Origin of the sequence: Kitasatospora sp. NPDC087861 (genome assembly GCF_044742585.1) — a bacterium.
Classification (GTDB): Bacteria; Actinomycetota; Actinomycetes; order Streptomycetales; family Streptomycetaceae; genus Kitasatospora.
Map to the genome: position 1 here is coordinate 75,366 of NZ_JBIUUS010000019.1, position 14,953 is coordinate 90,318.

16 protein-coding genes are annotated in these 14,953 nt (G+C 73.1%); 6 read left to right on the forward strand and 10 right to left on the reverse strand.

The window, feature by feature from the left end:
• Window positions 1-43: 43 nt before the first annotated feature.
• Both ACIOJE_RS25690 and ACIOJE_RS25695 read right to left on the reverse strand, forming a co-directional pair.
• Window positions 44-1,432, reverse strand: a complete 1,389-nt coding sequence (locus ACIOJE_RS25690) for an NADP-dependent succinic semialdehyde dehydrogenase (RefSeq protein ID WP_400779127.1) — start codon at window positions 1,430-1,432, stop codon at window positions 44-46.
• A gap of 134 nt (window positions 1,433-1,566) precedes the next feature.
• Window positions 1,567-1,845, reverse strand: a complete 279-nt coding sequence (locus ACIOJE_RS25695; RefSeq protein ID WP_280685048.1) for a DUF6158 family protein — start codon at window positions 1,843-1,845, stop codon at window positions 1,567-1,569.
• A gap of 216 nt (window positions 1,846-2,061) precedes the next feature.
• Here ACIOJE_RS25695 and ACIOJE_RS25700 point away from each other — a divergent pair, with 216 nt between their 5' ends.
• Window positions 2,062-3,060 (forward strand): adenosine deaminase, encoded by a 999-nt coding sequence (locus ACIOJE_RS25700; RefSeq protein WP_400779129.1) that lies wholly within the window; start codon window positions 2,062-2,064, stop codon window positions 3,058-3,060.
• Between the two features lie 75 nt (window positions 3,061-3,135).
• On the opposite strand, the gene ACIOJE_RS25705 is transcribed toward ACIOJE_RS25700, so the two are convergent.
• The 5 genes from ACIOJE_RS25705 to ACIOJE_RS25725 all read right to left on the reverse strand — a co-directional run bounded on the left by ACIOJE_RS25705 (window position 3,136) and on the right by ACIOJE_RS25725 (window position 6,497).
• Window positions 3,136-3,699 carry a dihydrofolate reductase family protein gene (locus ACIOJE_RS25705; RefSeq protein ID WP_400779131.1) on the reverse strand — a complete coding sequence of 188 codons (564 nt, stop codon included), beginning with the start codon at window positions 3,697-3,699 and terminating at the stop codon, window positions 3,136-3,138.
• Window positions 3,700-3,782: 83 nt separating this feature from the next.
• Window positions 3,783-4,400 carry a vitamin K epoxide reductase family protein gene (locus ACIOJE_RS25710; RefSeq protein WP_400779133.1) on the reverse strand — a complete coding sequence of 206 codons (618 nt, stop codon included), beginning with the start codon at window positions 4,398-4,400 and terminating at the stop codon, window positions 3,783-3,785.
• Entirely contained in the window at window positions 4,397-5,188 is a 792-nt protein-coding gene (locus ACIOJE_RS25715; protein ID WP_400779135.1) for a DsbA family protein, read from the reverse strand. Before ACIOJE_RS25715 ends, ACIOJE_RS25710 begins: the two co-directional genes overlap by 4 nt.
• Window positions 5,189-5,286: 98 nt before the next feature.
• A complete protein-coding gene (locus tag ACIOJE_RS25720) occupies window positions 5,287-5,946 on the reverse strand; it encodes a hypothetical protein (RefSeq protein WP_280684126.1) in 660 nt (219 codons plus the stop codon).
• 98 nt (window positions 5,947-6,044) lie between these two features.
• The gene (locus ACIOJE_RS25725) at window positions 6,045-6,497 is read right to left on the reverse strand and encodes an SRPBCC family protein (RefSeq protein WP_400779137.1); all 453 of its coding nucleotides are present in this window, start codon (window positions 6,495-6,497) and stop codon (window positions 6,045-6,047) included.
• A 164-nt stretch (window positions 6,498-6,661) separates the two neighbouring features.
• On the opposite strand from ACIOJE_RS25725, the gene ACIOJE_RS25730 reads away from it, so the two are divergent.
• A complete protein-coding gene (locus ACIOJE_RS25730) occupies window positions 6,662-7,531 on the forward strand; it encodes an Fpg/Nei family DNA glycosylase (protein WP_400779139.1) in 870 nt (289 codons plus the stop codon).
• A 142-nt stretch (window positions 7,532-7,673) separates the two neighbouring features.
• On the opposite strand, the gene ACIOJE_RS25735 is transcribed toward ACIOJE_RS25730, so the two are convergent.
• Window positions 7,674-8,534, reverse strand: a complete 861-nt coding sequence (locus tag ACIOJE_RS25735; protein WP_280684120.1) for an SAM-dependent methyltransferase — start codon at window positions 8,532-8,534, stop codon at window positions 7,674-7,676.
• A gap of 227 nt (window positions 8,535-8,761) precedes the next feature.
• Here ACIOJE_RS25735 and ACIOJE_RS25740 point away from each other — a divergent pair, with 227 nt between their 5' ends.
• From ACIOJE_RS25740 to ACIOJE_RS25755, 4 genes are all read left to right on the forward strand, one after another.
• Window positions 8,762-9,625: a polysaccharide deacetylase family protein gene (locus ACIOJE_RS25740; protein WP_400779141.1), complete on the forward strand. Its 864-nt coding sequence runs from the start codon at window positions 8,762-8,764 to the stop codon at window positions 9,623-9,625.
• A gap of 177 nt (window positions 9,626-9,802) precedes the next feature.
• Entirely contained in the window at window positions 9,803-10,129 is a 327-nt protein-coding gene (locus ACIOJE_RS25745) for a hypothetical protein (protein ID WP_280684116.1), read from the forward strand.
• Window positions 10,130-10,259: 130 nt separating this feature from the next.
• On the forward strand, window positions 10,260-11,132 hold the full coding sequence (locus ACIOJE_RS25750; protein WP_280684114.1) for a sulfurtransferase: 873 nt from the start codon (window positions 10,260-10,262) through the stop codon (window positions 11,130-11,132).
• A 205-nt stretch (window positions 11,133-11,337) separates the two neighbouring features.
• On the forward strand, window positions 11,338-12,861 hold the full coding sequence (locus ACIOJE_RS25755; RefSeq protein WP_400779144.1) for a M1 family metallopeptidase: 1,524 nt from the start codon (window positions 11,338-11,340) through the stop codon (window positions 12,859-12,861).
• A gap of 124 nt (window positions 12,862-12,985) precedes the next feature.
• Here the strand turns inward: ACIOJE_RS25755 and ACIOJE_RS25760 are convergent, their stop codons facing one another.
• Window positions 12,986-13,834 carry an AAC(3) family N-acetyltransferase gene (locus tag ACIOJE_RS25760; protein ID WP_280684110.1) on the reverse strand — a complete coding sequence of 283 codons (849 nt, stop codon included), beginning with the start codon at window positions 13,832-13,834 and terminating at the stop codon, window positions 12,986-12,988.
• A gap of 125 nt (window positions 13,835-13,959) precedes the next feature.
• Window positions 13,960-14,931 carry an NAD-dependent epimerase/dehydratase family protein gene (locus tag ACIOJE_RS25765; protein WP_280684108.1) on the reverse strand — a complete coding sequence of 324 codons (972 nt, stop codon included), beginning with the start codon at window positions 14,929-14,931 and terminating at the stop codon, window positions 13,960-13,962.
• Window positions 14,932-14,953: the final 22 nt, after the last annotated feature.

Sequence of the window (14,953 nt, forward strand, 5' to 3'; positions counted from 1 at the left end):
CCGCACCGGTCGCGCCGCTCGCGTCCGGCGGATCCGGGGGCGCTCAGCCGATCCACACCGTGGTGACGTTGCAGAACTCCCGGATCCCGTGCCCGGACAGCTCCCGGCCGAACCCGGAGCGCTTGACGCCGCCGAACGGCAGCGCCGGGTGGGAGGCGGTCATCCCGTTGAAGAACACCCCGCCGGCCTGGATGTCGCGTACGAAGCGCTCCTGCTCGCCCTCGTCCCGGGTCCAGACGTTGGAACTGAGCCCGAACGGCGTGTCGTTGGCGAGCGCCACCGCCTCGTCCAGGTCGGCGACCCGGTAGACGGTGGCGACCGGGCCGAAGGTCTCCTCCTGGTGGATCCGCATGGCCGGGGTGATGCCGGTCAGCACCGTCGGCTCGTAGAAGTACCCGGTGTCCCAGCCCTCCGGGCGCCCGCCGCCGCACTCGACCCGGGCGCCGTGCGTGCGGGCGTCCTCGACCAGTTCCTCCAGGTCGTCCCGGCCCTGGCGGCTGGCCAGCGGGCCGACGTCGGTCGCCTCGTCCATCGGGTCGCCGACGCGCAGCTCCCGCATCGCCTCGGTGAACGCGGCGGTGAAGCGCTCGTAGACGTCGGTGTGCACGATGAAGCGCTTGGCGGCGATGCAGGACTGGCCGTTGTTCTGCGCCCGGGCCCGGACGGCGGTGCGCACCGCCGCGTCCAGGTCGGCGCTGGGCAGCACCACGAACGGGTCGCTGCCGCCCAGCTCCAGGACGGCCTTCTTCACCTCGTCGGCGGCGGTGGCGGCGACCGCCCGCCCGGCCGGCTCGCTGCCGGTGAGCGTCACCGCGGCCACCCGGCGGTCCCGGATCACGCCCTCGACCGCGCCCGAGCCGATCAGCAGGGTCTGGAAGCAGCCCTCCGGGAAGCCGGCCCGCCGGAACAGCTCCTCCAGCGCCAGCGCCGTCCGGGGCACGTTGGAGGCGTGCTTGAGCAGGCCGACGTTGCCCGCCATCAGGGCCGGCGCGGCGAACCGGATCACCTGCCAGAACGGGAAGTTCCACGGCATCACGGCCAGTACCGCCCCGAGCGGGCGGTAGCGGACGTAGGCGCGGGAGGCACCGGAGTCGGCGACGTCGGCGGGAGCCGGGTGCTCGTCGGCGAGCAGCGCCTCGGCGTGGTCGGCGTACCAGCGCATCGCCTTCGCGCACTTGGCGGCCTCGGCCCGGGAGGCAGCGATCGGCTTGCCCATCTCCTCGGTCATCGTGCGGGCGATCGCCTCCAGGTCCTGGTCGAGGAGGTCGGCGGCCCGGCGCAGCAGGTCGGCGCGGGCGGCGAAGGGGGTGGTGCGGTAGCCGTGGAACGCGGCCGCGGCGCGGGCCAGCCGCCGTTCGACGCCGGCCGCGTCGAGGGGTTCGAAGGTCTCCAGGATCTCGCCGGTCGCGGGGTTGACGCTGGCGATGGGCATGCGGGGCTCCCAGGGGGTCGGGGTCCGGTGCGTCTGCGCCTCTCACCCTCTCCGACACCCCGCCCGCGGGCACGCCACCACCGCCCGGCGTGTCCCGCCGGGAGCCGGTTCCACCCGGGCGACGACTCGGGCAGCTACTCGGGCAGCGACTCCACCCGGGCCGCCGCCTCCCTGGCCCGGGCACCGGCCCTGGTCCGCCCTGCCGTCACCAGGCGGTCGGGGAAACGGTGCAGATACTCGGCCTCCAGCTGCCCCGTGCGCAGGGTGTGCCGCTTCAGCGCCTCGTCCGAGCCGTACAGGAACGTCTCGTGGCGGGTGCGGTGGAGTTGCTCCAGCTCGTGCAGCAGCGTGTCGTTGCCCAGGGCGTGCGGGGAGACGCCCTCGGGCCGGACGTGCGGGTCGATGTACCGCATCTCGGTACCTCCTCGACGGAAGCCCCCTCCTACCGGTTGCCCGCTGCCCCCGGCCGGTACACCCCAGCCGTGCACCCTTCACGACGTGCCCGGCCTCCGGGAGCGACGTGCCCGGCCGCCGCGACCCGCCCGTCCGGGCCGGTCGTGATCGAACAGCTCGTAGGATGAATCTCTGGACGCTTCGCCCCCACCCCCTACAGCTCGGACAGATCCCCCATGCCGCTCCCCAAGGCCGAACTCCACCTGCACATCGAAGGCACCCTGGAGCCCGAACTCGCCTTCGCCCTCGCCGCCCGCAACGCCGTCGCGCTGCCCTACGCCGGCACCGAGGAGCTGCGTGCGGCCTACTCCTTCAGCGACCTGCAGTCCTTCCTGGACCTGTACTACGCGCTGATGGCCGTGCTGCGCACCGAGGAGGACTTCGCCGACCTCGCCGACGCCTACCTCGCCCGCGCGGCCGAGCAGGGCGTCCGGCACGCGGAGATCTTCTTCGACCCGCAGGCGCACACCGCGCGCGGCGTGCCGCTCGGCGTGGTGGTCGACGGGCTCACCCGGGCGCTGGCGCGCAGCGAGGAGCGGTACGGGATCAGCACCCGGCTGATCATGTGCTTCCTGCGGGACGAGTCCGCCGAGTCCGCGCTGGAGACCTTCGAGGCCGCCCGCCCCTACTTCGACCGGATCGCGGGCATCGGCCTGGATTCCGCCGAGGTCGGCCACCCGCCGGCCAAGTTCCGCGAGGTCTACCGGCGGGCCGCCGAGGCCGGGCTGCACCGCGTCGCCCACGCGGGCGAGGAGGGCCCGGCCTCCTACATCACCGAGGCGCTGGACGTCCTCGGCGTCGAGCGCATCGACCACGGCCTGCGCTGCCTGGAGGACGGCGACCTGGTCGCCCGCCTGGTCCGCGAGCAGATCCCGCTCACCCTCTGCCCGCTCTCCAACGTCCGCCTGCGCTGCATCGACACCCTCGTCGACCACCCGCTGCGCGAGATGCTGGAGGCCGGCCTGCTGGTCACCGTCAACTCCGACGACCCGGCCTACTTCGGCGGCTACGTCGACGACAACTTCCGGGCCGTCCGGCAGGCCCTCGCCCTCGACCAGGAGGCCCTCCGCCGCCTCGCCGCCAACTCCTTCCGAGCCTCCTTCATCGACGACGAGCGCAGGGCCCAACTCCTCGCCGAGGTCGAGGAGTTCGTGTTCGACGCGGTCGAATTCTGACGGGGATCCCGACCGAGCCCCGGTCCCGGGCGGGCTTCCTCGTCGGCTGCTCGGGCACCGCCGCCTTCAGCGAGCTCACGGGACTGCCGAAGCAGCCGTCCCGGCCCGGGTGTAGTGCAGCAGGGTGACGCCGCTCGCGAAGCGGCGGGTGTCGGTCAGGGTGAGCGGGACGGGGTGGGGGGTGGGGCGGAAGAGGAGGGTGCCGCGGCCGAGGACGACGGGGTGGACGTAGAGGCGGAACTCGTCGATCAGGTCGTGGGCCAGGAAGGACGCGGCCAGGTCGGCGCCGCCGAGGGCGAGGTCGCCGCCGGGGGCGGTGGTGAGGGCGGCGATCGCCTCGGGGGTGACCTCGCGGGCGATGGCGGTGTTCCAGCCGGCGTGCCGGAGGGTGCGGGAGAAGACGGTCTTCGGCATTTCGCGCCAGATGGCGGCGAACTCGGCCATCGGGCCGGCGTTGGCCGGGTCCTGGTCGGCGGTGGGCCAGAACGAGGCCATCAGCTCGTGGGTGACCCGGCCGGAGAGGAAGCCGCCCATCCGGGCGAGTTCCTGGTTGAAGTGGGTGTGCAGGTCGTCGTCGACGAGCTGCCAGCCCAGGTCGTGGTCCGGGCCCTCGAAGTAGCCGTCGAGGGAGACGGACATGAAGAGGACGATCCTGCGTCGCATGGGCGGCCTCGGGCGGAGGATGGTCCGCCGCCCCCGGGGGTGGGGGCGGCGGACGGCGATCAGATCAGGGTGCTCCAGTAGTACCAGAACCGGTTGAGGATCAGCAGGGCGATCACCGCGTACCAGAGGGCCGGGACGATCCAGTGGTAGCGGGCCGCCTCGCGGACGGCCGGGCGCAGGGTGCGGCCGGTGGGGATGATCCCGGAGCGCAGGTTGTGCAGGGTGGTGTACCAGAACAGCGGGATCATCGCGGCCCAGACCACCATGCAGTACGGGCAGAGCGCGCCGATCCGGTAGAGCGCCTGGTACATCAGCCAGGTCACGAAGCCGATGCCGAAGACCGTCCCGGCCTGGAGGCCGAGCCAGAACCAGCGCCGGTAGGCGGCGCCCGCGAGCAGTCCGGCGCCGATCGCGATCACGACCGCGAAGCCGATCAGGCCGAGCAGCGAGTTGGGGAAGCCGAAGGCCTCGGCCTGGTCGCTGCGCATGATCGACCCGCAGCTGATGATCGGGTTGATGTTGCAGTTGGGGACGTACGACGGGTCCTCCAGCAACCGGAACTTGTCCAGGGTGAGGACCGAGGAGGCGAACAGGCCGACCGCGCCGCCGATCAGCAGCAGCCAGGCGAACGGGCGGCCGGAGCCGTAGGTCCGCACGGCGGGGGCGGCGGTCGTCATCCGGTCACCTGCTTGACCATCGCGGTGAACTGCTCGGGGGAGACGGCCTTGCCACCGGTGAGGACGTCCAGCTTCCTGCCGTCCAGCTTCACGGTCGGGGTGCCGGTGACGTCGCTCTTGTTGAACTCCTCGTTCACCCGGGCCGCCCACGGCGCGTAGGTGCCGTCCTGGACGGCCTTGACGAAGCCGTCGGTCTTCAGGCCGGGCACCTGGCCGGCCAGGTCGAGGATGTGGTTGACGTCGCCGAAGTCGTCGGTGCGCTCGTCGGGCTGGTTGGCGTAGAGCACGTCGTGGAACTGCTTGAACTTGTCCACGCCCTCGTTGAGCGCGGCGCCGGCGGCGGCCAGCGCGGTGCGCGAGCCCTTGCCGCCGAGGTTCTTGTCCAGGAACGTCGCCAGGTGGTACTCGACCTTGTAGGTGCCGGCGTCGGCGAGCTGCTGGATGGCCTTGCCGGTGGTGGTCTCCAACTGCTCGCAGAACGGGCAGCGGAAGTCCTCGTAGACCTCCAGGGTGTGCGGGGCGTCGGCCTTGCCGTAGGTGATCACGGTGCCGTCGGTGCCGCTCGCGTTGGCGGGGACGACCAGCGGGCCGTTCGTGGCCGCGTCCGTGGAGCCGGAGGAGCCGCTGACGGCGAAGGCCACGCCCGCCACCAGGGCGAGCACGGCGGCGGAGGCACCGCCGACCACGACCCGGCGGCGGATCCGGTCGGAGCGCTCGGCCTGGGCGCGGGCGGCGCGCATGCGGTCGGTGGCGGAGGTCTTGCCGGTGGTCTTGCGGGTGTTGCTCATGGAGTGTCGTCCTGTGCTCTCGGGCGTGCGGGGGTGCGGGCGCGCGGGGCGCGCGGCGAGAGGACCGGCCGGGAACGGCGCTCGGAGGCGCGCGTTGCTCAGCAGGCCAGGGCGAGCGCCGGCGGACCGCGCCGGACGGCCGGGCGGACGACGACGTCCTCGGCCGGGATCAAGGTCCGGCTGGCCCGGGGGAACGCCACCCGCGCCACCGGACGGGCCGGGACGGGCGCGACGAGCAGCCGCAGCCAGCGCGCGGCGGCCGGCAGGTGCCGGTGCAGGAAGTCGCCCAGCATCGGGACAGTACGGGCGAGGCCGGCCAGCGCGGCGTCCGCGCGGCGCAGCCAGAACGCGCCGGACAGCGCGATCGCGGCGTGCACCAGCAGGAGCAGCAGGACGCCGACCCGTTGGGAGACGCCGTGGCCGAGCAGGAACCCGCCCAGCGAGCCGCCGCCGCACAGCAGCGGCTGGAAGCCGTGCGCGGCACCGGGCGGCAGGGACGGGCAGGCGGTCTGGGCGAGGTCGAACAGTGCGCTGACGCCCAGCTCCAGCGGCAGGAACACCGCCGCGACCGCCGGGTACCCGCGTTCGCGGCCGGCCAGCGCGTACGCCACCGCGAACACGGCGACGGAGGCCAGGGCCATCGTGCCGACCGGCAGCGAGCGGCCGGTGACGAGCACCTGGCCGAGCCCGGCGAGCAGCACGAGCAGCGCGGCGAAGACCGCCGCGCGGAGCGTCCTGGTGACCGGGCCGATGCTCATGGCACCCGAGTCTGCCACAGGTTGAAAGCGAAACGGTCGGGCCGAAGGTCCGCTGTGAAGAGCCTCACCACCGGCACTGAGCTGGGCTTATCCGGTCCTTACGGGTGGGTGCCCGCCGTGCTCACCCGCGCCTCCACCAGCTCCCGGAAGTGCTTCAGGTCACCGCGGACGGTCCGCTCGATCGCCCCGGCCTGGGCGAAGCCGCGCGGCCCGCCGAACGCCTCGTGCACCGCCTCCGGGTCGTACTCCACCCGGATCTGCAGCCGGGTGTGCCGGGCGTCCAGCGGCAGCAGCGCGAACGTGCCGCGCAGCGGGATCCCGTCGAGCGTCCGCCAGGACATCACCCGGCCCCGGCCGCGGTCGGTGATCTCGGTGTCGACCTCTCGCTCGGCGCTGCCGAACCGCACCCCGAGGTGCGCCAGGTTCCGCCCGTGCGGATGGGCGCTGCGGACGCCGTCGACGAACTGCGGGTACTCGTCCACCCGGTGCAACTGCTCCCAGGCGGCGAGGACGGGGGCGTCGATGTCGATCTGTTCCTCAAGGGTGCTCATCACGGTGCTCCGTGGAGGGGGGTTAGTACAAGCCTGCTCCCCGGGCGGGGGTCGGGCAACGGGTGGGGGTAGGGCAACGAGTGCGGCTCGGGTGGGAGGTGGGCCGCGGGCCGGAGGCGGGGTTCGGGCGGGCGGTGGGCGCGGGGCTGCGGGAGACTGGGCGCATGCCGGAGCTGCCCGAGATCGAGGCGCTGAGCGCCTTCCTGTCCGAGCGGTTGACCGGGCGCGTCATCGCCCGCGCGCAGCCGGTGGCGATCAGCGCGCTGAAGACGTACGACCCGCCGGTCACCGCGCTGGAGGGGCGGACCGTGGGCTCGGTCACCCGGCACGGCAAGTTCCTGGACATCGAGGCCGGCGGGCTGCACCTGGTGGTCCACCTGGCCCGGGCCGGCTGGCTGCGCTGGAAGGACGGCCTGCCCGCCGAGCCGCCGCGCCCGAGTCCGAGGAACCCGCTGGCGCTGCGGCTGCGCCTGGCCGGGGAGGCCGGCGACGGCTTCGACCTGACCGAGGCGGGGACGAAGAAGGGCCTCGCGGTCTACGTGGTGAAGGACCCGGCCGAGGTGCCCGGGGTGGCCCGGCTGGGCCCGGACCCGCTGGACCCGGGCTTCACCCTGGCGGACTTCGCGGCTCTGCTGAGCGGCGAGCGGCGCCGGCTCAAGGGCGTCCTGCGGGACCAGAGCGTGCTGGCCGGGGTGGGCAACGCCTATTCGGACGAGGTGCTGCACGCGGCCCGGATGTCCCCGTACAAGCTGGCGTCCAGTCTGACCGGGGAGGAGACGGCGCAGCTCTACGAGGCGCTCGGCGCCACGTTGCGGGACGCGGTGGAGCGCTCGCGCGGGCTGGCGGCCGGGGAGCTGAAGGCGGAGAAGAAGCTGGGGCTGCGGGTGCACGGCCGGACGGGCCTGCCGTGCCCGGTCTGCGGGGACACCGTGCGCGAGGTGTCGTTCGCGGACTCCTCGCTGCAGTACTGCCCGACCTGCCAGACCGGGGGCAAGCCGCTGGCGGACCGGCGGCTGTCGCGGCTGCTGAAGTGAGGCCTGCGGGTGGGGCGGCCGTGGGGCCCGTCCGCTCGGGCGTCCGTCCGCCCCACCCGGGCCGGGGCCGGGCCCTCGTGTGGGGGGCCGGTCCCGGTAGGCGCTTGATGGGTCGGCGCTTGACGGGGCAGCGCCTGGTGGGTCAGCGCTTGACGGCGACGCCGCCCCAGTAGTACGCGGCCTTCGGGTCGGTCGGCGGCTCGCCGTCCGGGCGCCAGGCGAGGACGGGGGACAGGCCCGGCTCGACCAGATCCCAGCCGTCGAAGAAGCGCAGGACGTCGTCACGGGTGCGCGGGACGAGGGTCATGCCGCCGGCCCGGGCCGCCTCGGTGACCTTGCCGACGGCCTCCGGGTCGAAGTCCTGGGTGGGGGTGGTGAGGGCGATGCAGCTGCCGGCCGGCAGGGCGTCGCGCAGCGCGGCGACCCGGCCCCAGGGGTCGTCCTCGTCGGCGATGAGCATCAGGACGGCGATCATCAGCAGGCCGACCGGCCGGGTGAGGTCGAGGGTGGCGGTGAGCGCCGGATCGGCGAACAGTTCCTCGGGCTTGCGCAGGTCGGCGTGGATGTAGGTGGTCCGGCTGGCCGGGCTGGACACCATCAGGGCGCGGGCGTGGGCGAGCACGATCGGGTCGTTGTCGACGTAGACCACCCGGGTGCCGGGGCTGACCGCCTCGGCGATCTCGTGGGTGTTCGGCGAGGTGGGGATGCCGGTGCCGAGGTCGAGGAACTGGCGGATGCCGTGCTCCCGGGCGAGGTGGCGGACGGCCCGGCCCTGGAAGGCGCGGTTCGCCTTGGCCATCTCCTTGACGCTCGGCACGGCCTCCTCGATGGCCTGCCCCATGGCGCGGTCCGGCGGGAAGTTGGTCTTGCCGCCCAGCCAGTAGTCGTACACCCGTGCGGAGTGCGGCGCGGTGGTGTCGACGCCGAAACGTTCCCACTGACTCAGCTCGGCGGGGTCGTTGTCGGGCCGGTCCTGGCCCGGGATGTCCTGACTTGTCGTCATGGCCACGTCCTCTGATGGCAGATCATCACACTGGGGAGGGCTCAGCGTAGCGGTCCGGAGGGGAGGCGGGGCGTCCGGTGGGGGTGTAGCGGGGAAGTCCTGCGGGGGCGGGGTGCGCTTGCGCCGTCTGAGTGGTGATCGGGTCCGTCGGAGTTGAGCCCGGAGAGCGACGGCGGTGCGCGGGGGAAGCATTCAGAATGCTGTCAGATCATCAGATTTCATCTCGAATGTCTTCCCGTCGCTTGTTGCTGGTCGCGGCCGGGATGTCCCTGCTCGGGGCGGCCGGCTGCCGGAGCCCCTGGAGCAGCGGCGACGGCGCCACACCGGACGCCGCCGCGGGCGCCACGGCGACCACGGCGGGTGCGGCGGGCGGGGAGGGGAAGCCGGGCGCCGCTCCGGCCACCCCCTCCAAGACGCCCTCGCCGCTCCCCAGCAGCCCGCCGCCCTCCGCCCCCGCGCCGAACAAGGAGCCCGTCCACCGGGTGCTCACGGCGGCGGAAGCCAAGCCGTTGTACGAACTCGGCCCGGACCGGCGGGCGGTGGCGCTCACCATCGACGACGGGCCGGACCCCCGGTACACGCCGACCGTGCTGGCGCTGCTCCAGCAGCACGGGATCCGGGCGACCTTCTTCCTGATCGGTGAGAACGCCGTCGAGCACCCGGCCCTGGTGCGGGAGATCGCCGACCACGGCCACCACATCGCCAACCACACCTGGACCCATCCCGACCTGCGGCACATGTCCGAGGGCCGGGTGCGGGACGAACTGGAGCGCACCTCCGACCTGCTGCACCGGACCACCGGACGCCAGCCGACCTGGTTCCGGTCGCCCGGCGGGGACTGGCCGGCGGTCACGCTCAAGGTGAGCGCCGACCTCGGGATGCGGCCGATGTGCTGGTCGGTGGACCCGCGGGACTGGGCCCGGCCCGGGACCTCGGCGATCACCGAGCGGGTCCTCAAGAACGTCCGGCCCGGGTCCATCGTGCTCAACCACGACGGCGGTGGGGACCGCTCGCAGACGGTGGCGGCGATGAAGGCGTACCTGCCGGTGCTGCTCGACTCGGGGTACTTCTTCACGGCCCCGCCGAACTGAGCGGGTTGCTCCGCCGACCTTGAGTGGATGCGAAAAGATGGCGGGGTAGCGGCTTTGACTTTTAAACCACTCGAAAGGGTGGATTGGAAGAACCGTTTCTGCGAATTTTGGGCCTCTAGGGTGATCTCGCACCAATTCACCAGGTACCACCGAGTACCACCTGAAAGGCCCTCACGCATGCGTCTCCGCAATGCCGCGCTCGCCGTCGCCAGCGCCGTCGCCCTCGTCCTCGCCGTGCCGATGTCGGCCAATGCCGCCACCGGTGAATTCCTGTACAAGGTCGGGCCCGGTGTGCTGGCCGGGCTGGCCGACCCGGAGAGCCGGGTGTGCATCGATCTGTTCGGGACCACTGAGGACCACCCGGGCTTCGCACCCGAGAACCTCACCAAATCGACGGCCACGGTGTTCCTCGACGAGCACTGCTCGGGCGATGTCTTCTACGTCATGAACCCCGGCAGGAAGCTCGGCGACCGGCTGAAGCTGCGCTCGGTCGTCTTCTCCTGAGCCGCCGGGACCGCGGAGTGGCCCGGGTCGGACGGTCGGCGTAATTTCGAACTGTCCGGCCCGGTCGCCGGCGCCTCCTCGTGCCCGTGGTCGGGCGCCGCAGCCTGGGCAGAGTGAAGGAGGGCCTGCGATGACCGGCAACGGCTACGCACACCCCGAGGCGCTGGTCCGCACCGAGTGGCTGGCCCACCACCTGAACGACGGGACGATCCGGGTCGTCGAGGTGGACGAGGACACCACCGCCTACGACCGGGACCACATCCCCGGCGCGGTCGGCTGGAACTGGACGACCGACCTGCACAGCCGGGTCGGCCGCGACTACGCCGACCGGGAGGGCGTCCAGCACCTGCTGCGAGCGGCCGGGGTGGAGGACGACACCACCGTGGTGCTCTACGGCGGCAACAACAACTGGTTCGCCGCGTACGCCTACTGGCTGCTGCGGCTGCGCGGCTTCGGGCCGGTGCGGCTGCTGGACGGCGGGCGGAAGAAGTGGGAGCTGGAGGGGCGCGGGCTCACCGAAGAGGTGATGGACTACCAGCACACCACCTACCGGCTGACCGGGCCCGAGCGCCCGGAGCTGCGGGCGCTGCGGGACGAAGTGCTCGGCAAGGCCGAGGTGTTCGCCAAGCCCGGCTCGGACGCGGTGCTGGTCGACGTCCGCTCGCCCGCCGAGTACCGGGGCGAGCTGATCGCACCGCCGCACCTGCCGCAGGAACAGGCGCAGGTGCCCGGGCACATCCCCGGCGCGGTCAACGTCCCCTGGTCGCAGGCGGCCAACGACGACGGGTCGTTCCGCTCGGCGGAGGAGCTGCGGGCGCTGTACGGGGGGAAGGGCGTGGAGCCGGAGCGCGAGGTGATCGCGTACTGCCGGATCGGCGAGCGCTCCGCGCACACCTGGTTCGCGCTCACCGAGCTGCTGGGGTACCCGCACGTCAAGAACTACGACGGCTCGTGGACGGAGTACGGCTCGCTGGTGCGGGCACCGGTGGCGCTCGGAGGGTGACGGCGGCAGGGGTCGGCAGCAGGGTCGACGGCAGGGGGTGAGGGGCTGCCGGGGCGTGCGGGGCCGGTGTGGCGTGTGACGGCGTCGCGGCGCTGCCATTTCGGCCTGTTTCTTTTCATGAACATCTCACGATCAGGGAGTGGACCCGGGGCCGCCGGGACAAGGATCGATCCGACCCATCGTCCCAGTGACCCTGGAGGACCACGTGCGCAAGAGGCTGATCGTCTCTGCCGCCAGCGCCCTGAGCCTGTTCCTGGCCGTCCCCGCCTCGGCGACCGACTTCCAACCCGGCGCGGCCGGGGCCGGCGACTCGTACTACCCGACCTACGGAAACGGCGGGTACCGCGTCTCGCACTACGACATCCGGCTGAAATACCAGCCCGCCACCGACGAACTGGAGGGCACCACCACCATCCTCGCCACGGCGACCGAGAACCTCTCCCGGTTCAACCTGGACTTCGCGCTGAACGTCCAGGAGGTCCGGGTCAACGGGCGACCGGCGACCTTCGCCACCAGCGGTGAGCAGGAACTGGAGATCACGCCCGCCCGGCCGCTCGCCAAGGGCGGCCAGGCCACCGTGGTGGTCCGCTACAAGGGCGTCCCGTCCACCGTGAAGAAGTACGGCTTCACCGCCTGGCTGCGCACGCCGGACGGTGCGGTGGCGGCCGGCGAGCCCGAGTCGGCGTGGTGGTGGTTCCCGAGCAACGACCACCCGAGCGACAAGGCCACCTTCGACGTCTCGGTCCAGGTGCCGGACGGCAACCAGGTGATCAGCAACGGCATCCTGACCGGCGCCACCTCCCAGGCCGGCTGGACCCGCTACAGCTGGCGCGAGAACAAGCCGCAGGCGACCTACCTGGCCACCCTCGCGGTCGGCAAGTTCGACGTCACGACCGACACCACGCCGAGCGGGCTGCCCGTCTACAACGCGTACAGCAAGGACCTCGGCGAGAACGCCGACGCGGCCAGGGCCAGCGTCGAGCGCACCGGTGAGCTGGTCGACTGGCTGAGCGGCTACTTCGGCGACTACCCGTTCAGCTCGGTCGGCGGCTACGTGCCCAACGTCAAGACCGGCTTCGCCCTGGAGACCCAGACCCGGGTCTTCTACAGCCCCCGGCAGTTCGCGCGCGGCACCAACACCTCGGTCGTCGTGCACGAGCTGGCCCACCAGTGGTACGGCGACAGCGTCTCGGTCTCGCACTGGAGCGACATCTGGCTGAACGAGGGCTTCGCCCGGTACGCGCAGTTCCTCTGGTCCGAGCACGAGAACGAGGGCACGGCGCAGGAGCTCGCCGACTACGTCTACGCCTCGCACCCGGCCGACGACGCGTTCTGGAGCGTCAAGCCGGGCGACCCGGGCGCGGCCGACCAGTTCTCGAACGCCGTCTACGACCGGGGCGCGGTGGCCATCCAGGCGCTGCGCAACGCCGTCGGGGACGACGCGTTCTTCCGGATCCTGAAGGGCTGGCCGGCCGAGCACCGCTACGGCAACGCCACCGTCCAGGACTTCCAGGCGTACGCGGAGAAGATCTCCGGGAAGAAGCTCGGGGACCTCTTCACCACCTGGCTGTTCACGGCAGCCAAGCCGGCCACCGGGCCGGCGCCCGCCGGGGCGGCCTCGCTGGCGCCGGGGGCGGACGCGGGTCGGGCCGACGGGCAGCTGCCGGTGGAGCCGAAGTCCTGGAAGAAGATCCAGGAGACCAACTCGCTGCACGACGCGGAGCATTGAGGCCTGGCGCGTCTGCGGTGAGCAGGTGAGCAGGTGAGCAGGTGAGCAGGTGAGCAGGTGACCTGGTGACCTGGTGACGGGTGTGGTCCGGTCGGCCGCTTGAGGAAGCGGGCGGTCGATCGGGCTACGCCGCTCCGGGGCCGTCGGCCGCCAGCAGCTCGGTGAGGCGGCGGACGGCGAAGGGTATGAGCTCCCGGACCGGGATCAGCCGGCAGGGCGCGCTGCCGACCAGCACCTCGCGGATGCCCGCCTGCTCCTCGAACTCCCGCCCCACGACGGGGAAGTGGGTGCTGTTGTCGTTGCCCACGTCGGGCGCCTCGATCCAGACCCGCTCGCCCTGGATCGCCATCGGGAAGCGGCGGAGCTTGAGCCGGCGGTTGGGCGCGAAGGTCTCCGCGTAGTGCAGGAAGGTGTTGCGGTTGTGCCCGACGCCGATCAGCAGCACGTACCCGCCGAGGTCGTGCAGCGCGCCGAAGGGCGACTCGCGACCGACCGCGAAGCCCAGTGAGCGGCGGACGGTGACCTCCCGGGCGTGCGCCCCGACCGCGGCGACCGAGGCCTGCGGATGTGTGCTGCGCAGGCTCTCCGGCAGCGCGCGCAGCGCCTCCGGGACGGCGCCCATCCGGGAGGGGAGCCCGGCGTGGAACAGCGGGACGGCGGCCCGCCGTTCGGCGATCTCGGGGCTCGGAAGGCCGGTGTGCTCCGGTGCCGGGTCGCTGACGACATCGCCGGTGAACGTGGGCACCGCGACCGTGCCGCCGGGCCCGACCGCCTCGCGCAGGCTGGCCACCACGGCCGCGGCGCCGCCGTCGACCCGGCCGAGGCTGGAGAGCGAGGAGTGCACGATCACCGCCATGCCCTCGCGGACGCCGACCCGCCGCCAGCCCTCGACGAGATCGGCGGTGCTCAGCGGCGCGCCGGGCGGGGCGGTGCGTGGCCCGGCGCTCTGCGCGGTGGTGCGGTGCGAGGTCATGGTGCCCCCTGGTGGCGCTGGTGCAGGTGCTGGTGGGATCGTTCGGGGCCGACCATAGCGGGTGCCACTGACAACCGGTCAGGACGGGTGCTCGGGGCGCATCGCGGTGACGCGCGGGTCGGCGGTCACCGTAGGCCCGCCGACTCGGCCAGCACCCGGGCCTCCTGCTCGGGCGTGAAGCCGTGGCCGAGCGGAGGTTCGCCGCGCGCCCTGTCCCAGGCGAGCACGTCGGCGGCGGTGACCGCGAGCGGGGTCGCCGGCAGCCCGGCCGCGCGCGCCCGGGCGGCGCTGCGCTGTTGGCCGGGCCAGAGCGGCTCGGCGCGGACCAGCGGGAAGAACGGCGGCGGCGCGCTCTCCGGCGGCACCGGGACGACCTCCACCTCGGTGCCCGCCACCTCGGCGCAGGTGGCGATCAGCCGGCCCAGCGTGGTCGGCTCGGCCGGGCCGACGGCGTGGAAGGCGCCCGCCCGGTCGTCCTGGAGCAGCCGGCCCACCAGCCGGGCCAGGTCGCGGACGTCGACCACCTGGACGGGCTGCTCCGGCCGCCCCGGCAGCGCGACCCGCCCGCCCCGGGCGGCCCGGCGGGCCCAGTAGGTGAGCCCGCGCTGGTCGTCGTGGGGGCCGGCGACCTTTCCGGGCCGCACGATCGTCGCCCGGTCGCCGTAGCGGGCGGTGACGGCGTCCTCGCAGGCGACCTTGAGCCGGCCGTACGTCTCCTCGGTCAGCTGCTCGGCGTCGCGCAGCGGTGCGCGGCGCGGGGCGGACTCGTCCGAGCCGGGGGCGAGGCCGGTCCGCTCGTACACCGCGTGGCTGGAGATGAACAGGTAGCGGCCGACCCGGTCGCCGAGTGCGGCCATCGCCTGGTCGACCTGGCGGGGGCGGTAGCCGCTGACGTCCACCACCGCGTCCCAGCGGCCGTCGCGCAGGGCGGTGTGGTCGCCGGTGTCGCGGTCGCCGATGAGGTGGGTGGCGGCGGGGAAGAGACCGGGGTTGGTCCGGCCGCGGGTGAACAGGGTGACCTCGGCACCGTCGCGCAGGGCGTGGTCGGCGATCGCGCGGCCGACGAAGGAGGTGCCGCCGAGGACGAGGATCCGCATGGGGCCAGCGTAGCGGCGGGGG

What these genes read in the sequence shown, in the direction of transcription:
- ACIOJE_RS25690 (WP_400779127.1), bottom strand. Translation starts at nt 1,432, where the DNA reads ATGCCCATCGCCAGCGTCAACCCCGCGACCGGCGAGATCCTGGAGACC.
- ACIOJE_RS25695 (WP_280685048.1), bottom strand. Translation starts at nt 1,845, where the DNA reads ATGCGGTACATCGACCCGCACGTCCGGCCCGAGGGCGTCTCCCCGCAC.
- ACIOJE_RS25700 (WP_400779129.1), top strand. Translation starts at nt 2,062, where the DNA reads ATGCCGCTCCCCAAGGCCGAACTCCACCTGCACATCGAAGGCACCCTG.
- ACIOJE_RS25705 (WP_400779131.1), bottom strand. Translation starts at nt 3,699, where the DNA reads ATGTCCGTCTCCCTCGACGGCTACTTCGAGGGCCCGGACCACGACCTG.
- ACIOJE_RS25710 (WP_400779133.1), bottom strand. Translation starts at nt 4,400, where the DNA reads ATGACGACCGCCGCCCCCGCCGTGCGGACCTACGGCTCCGGCCGCCCG.
- ACIOJE_RS25715 (WP_400779135.1), bottom strand. Translation starts at nt 5,188, where the DNA reads ATGAGCAACACCCGCAAGACCACCGGCAAGACCTCCGCCACCGACCGC.
- ACIOJE_RS25720 (WP_280684126.1), bottom strand. Translation starts at nt 5,946, where the DNA reads ATGAGCATCGGCCCGGTCACCAGGACGCTCCGCGCGGCGGTCTTCGCC.
- ACIOJE_RS25725 (WP_400779137.1), bottom strand. Translation starts at nt 6,497, where the DNA reads ATGAGCACCCTTGAGGAACAGATCGACATCGACGCCCCCGTCCTCGCC.
- ACIOJE_RS25730 (WP_400779139.1), top strand. Translation starts at nt 6,662, where the DNA reads ATGCCGGAGCTGCCCGAGATCGAGGCGCTGAGCGCCTTCCTGTCCGAG.
- ACIOJE_RS25735 (WP_280684120.1), bottom strand. Translation starts at nt 8,534, where the DNA reads ATGACGACAAGTCAGGACATCCCGGGCCAGGACCGGCCCGACAACGAC.
- ACIOJE_RS25740 (WP_400779141.1), top strand. Translation starts at nt 8,762, where the DNA reads ATGTCTTCCCGTCGCTTGTTGCTGGTCGCGGCCGGGATGTCCCTGCTC.
- ACIOJE_RS25745 (WP_280684116.1), top strand. Translation starts at nt 9,803, where the DNA reads ATGCGTCTCCGCAATGCCGCGCTCGCCGTCGCCAGCGCCGTCGCCCTC.
- ACIOJE_RS25750 (WP_280684114.1), top strand. Translation starts at nt 10,260, where the DNA reads ATGACCGGCAACGGCTACGCACACCCCGAGGCGCTGGTCCGCACCGAG.
- ACIOJE_RS25760 (WP_280684110.1), bottom strand. Translation starts at nt 13,834, where the DNA reads ATGACCTCGCACCGCACCACCGCGCAGAGCGCCGGGCCACGCACCGCC.
- ACIOJE_RS25765 (WP_280684108.1), bottom strand. Translation starts at nt 14,931, where the DNA reads ATGCGGATCCTCGTCCTCGGCGGCACCTCCTTCGTCGGCCGCGCGATC.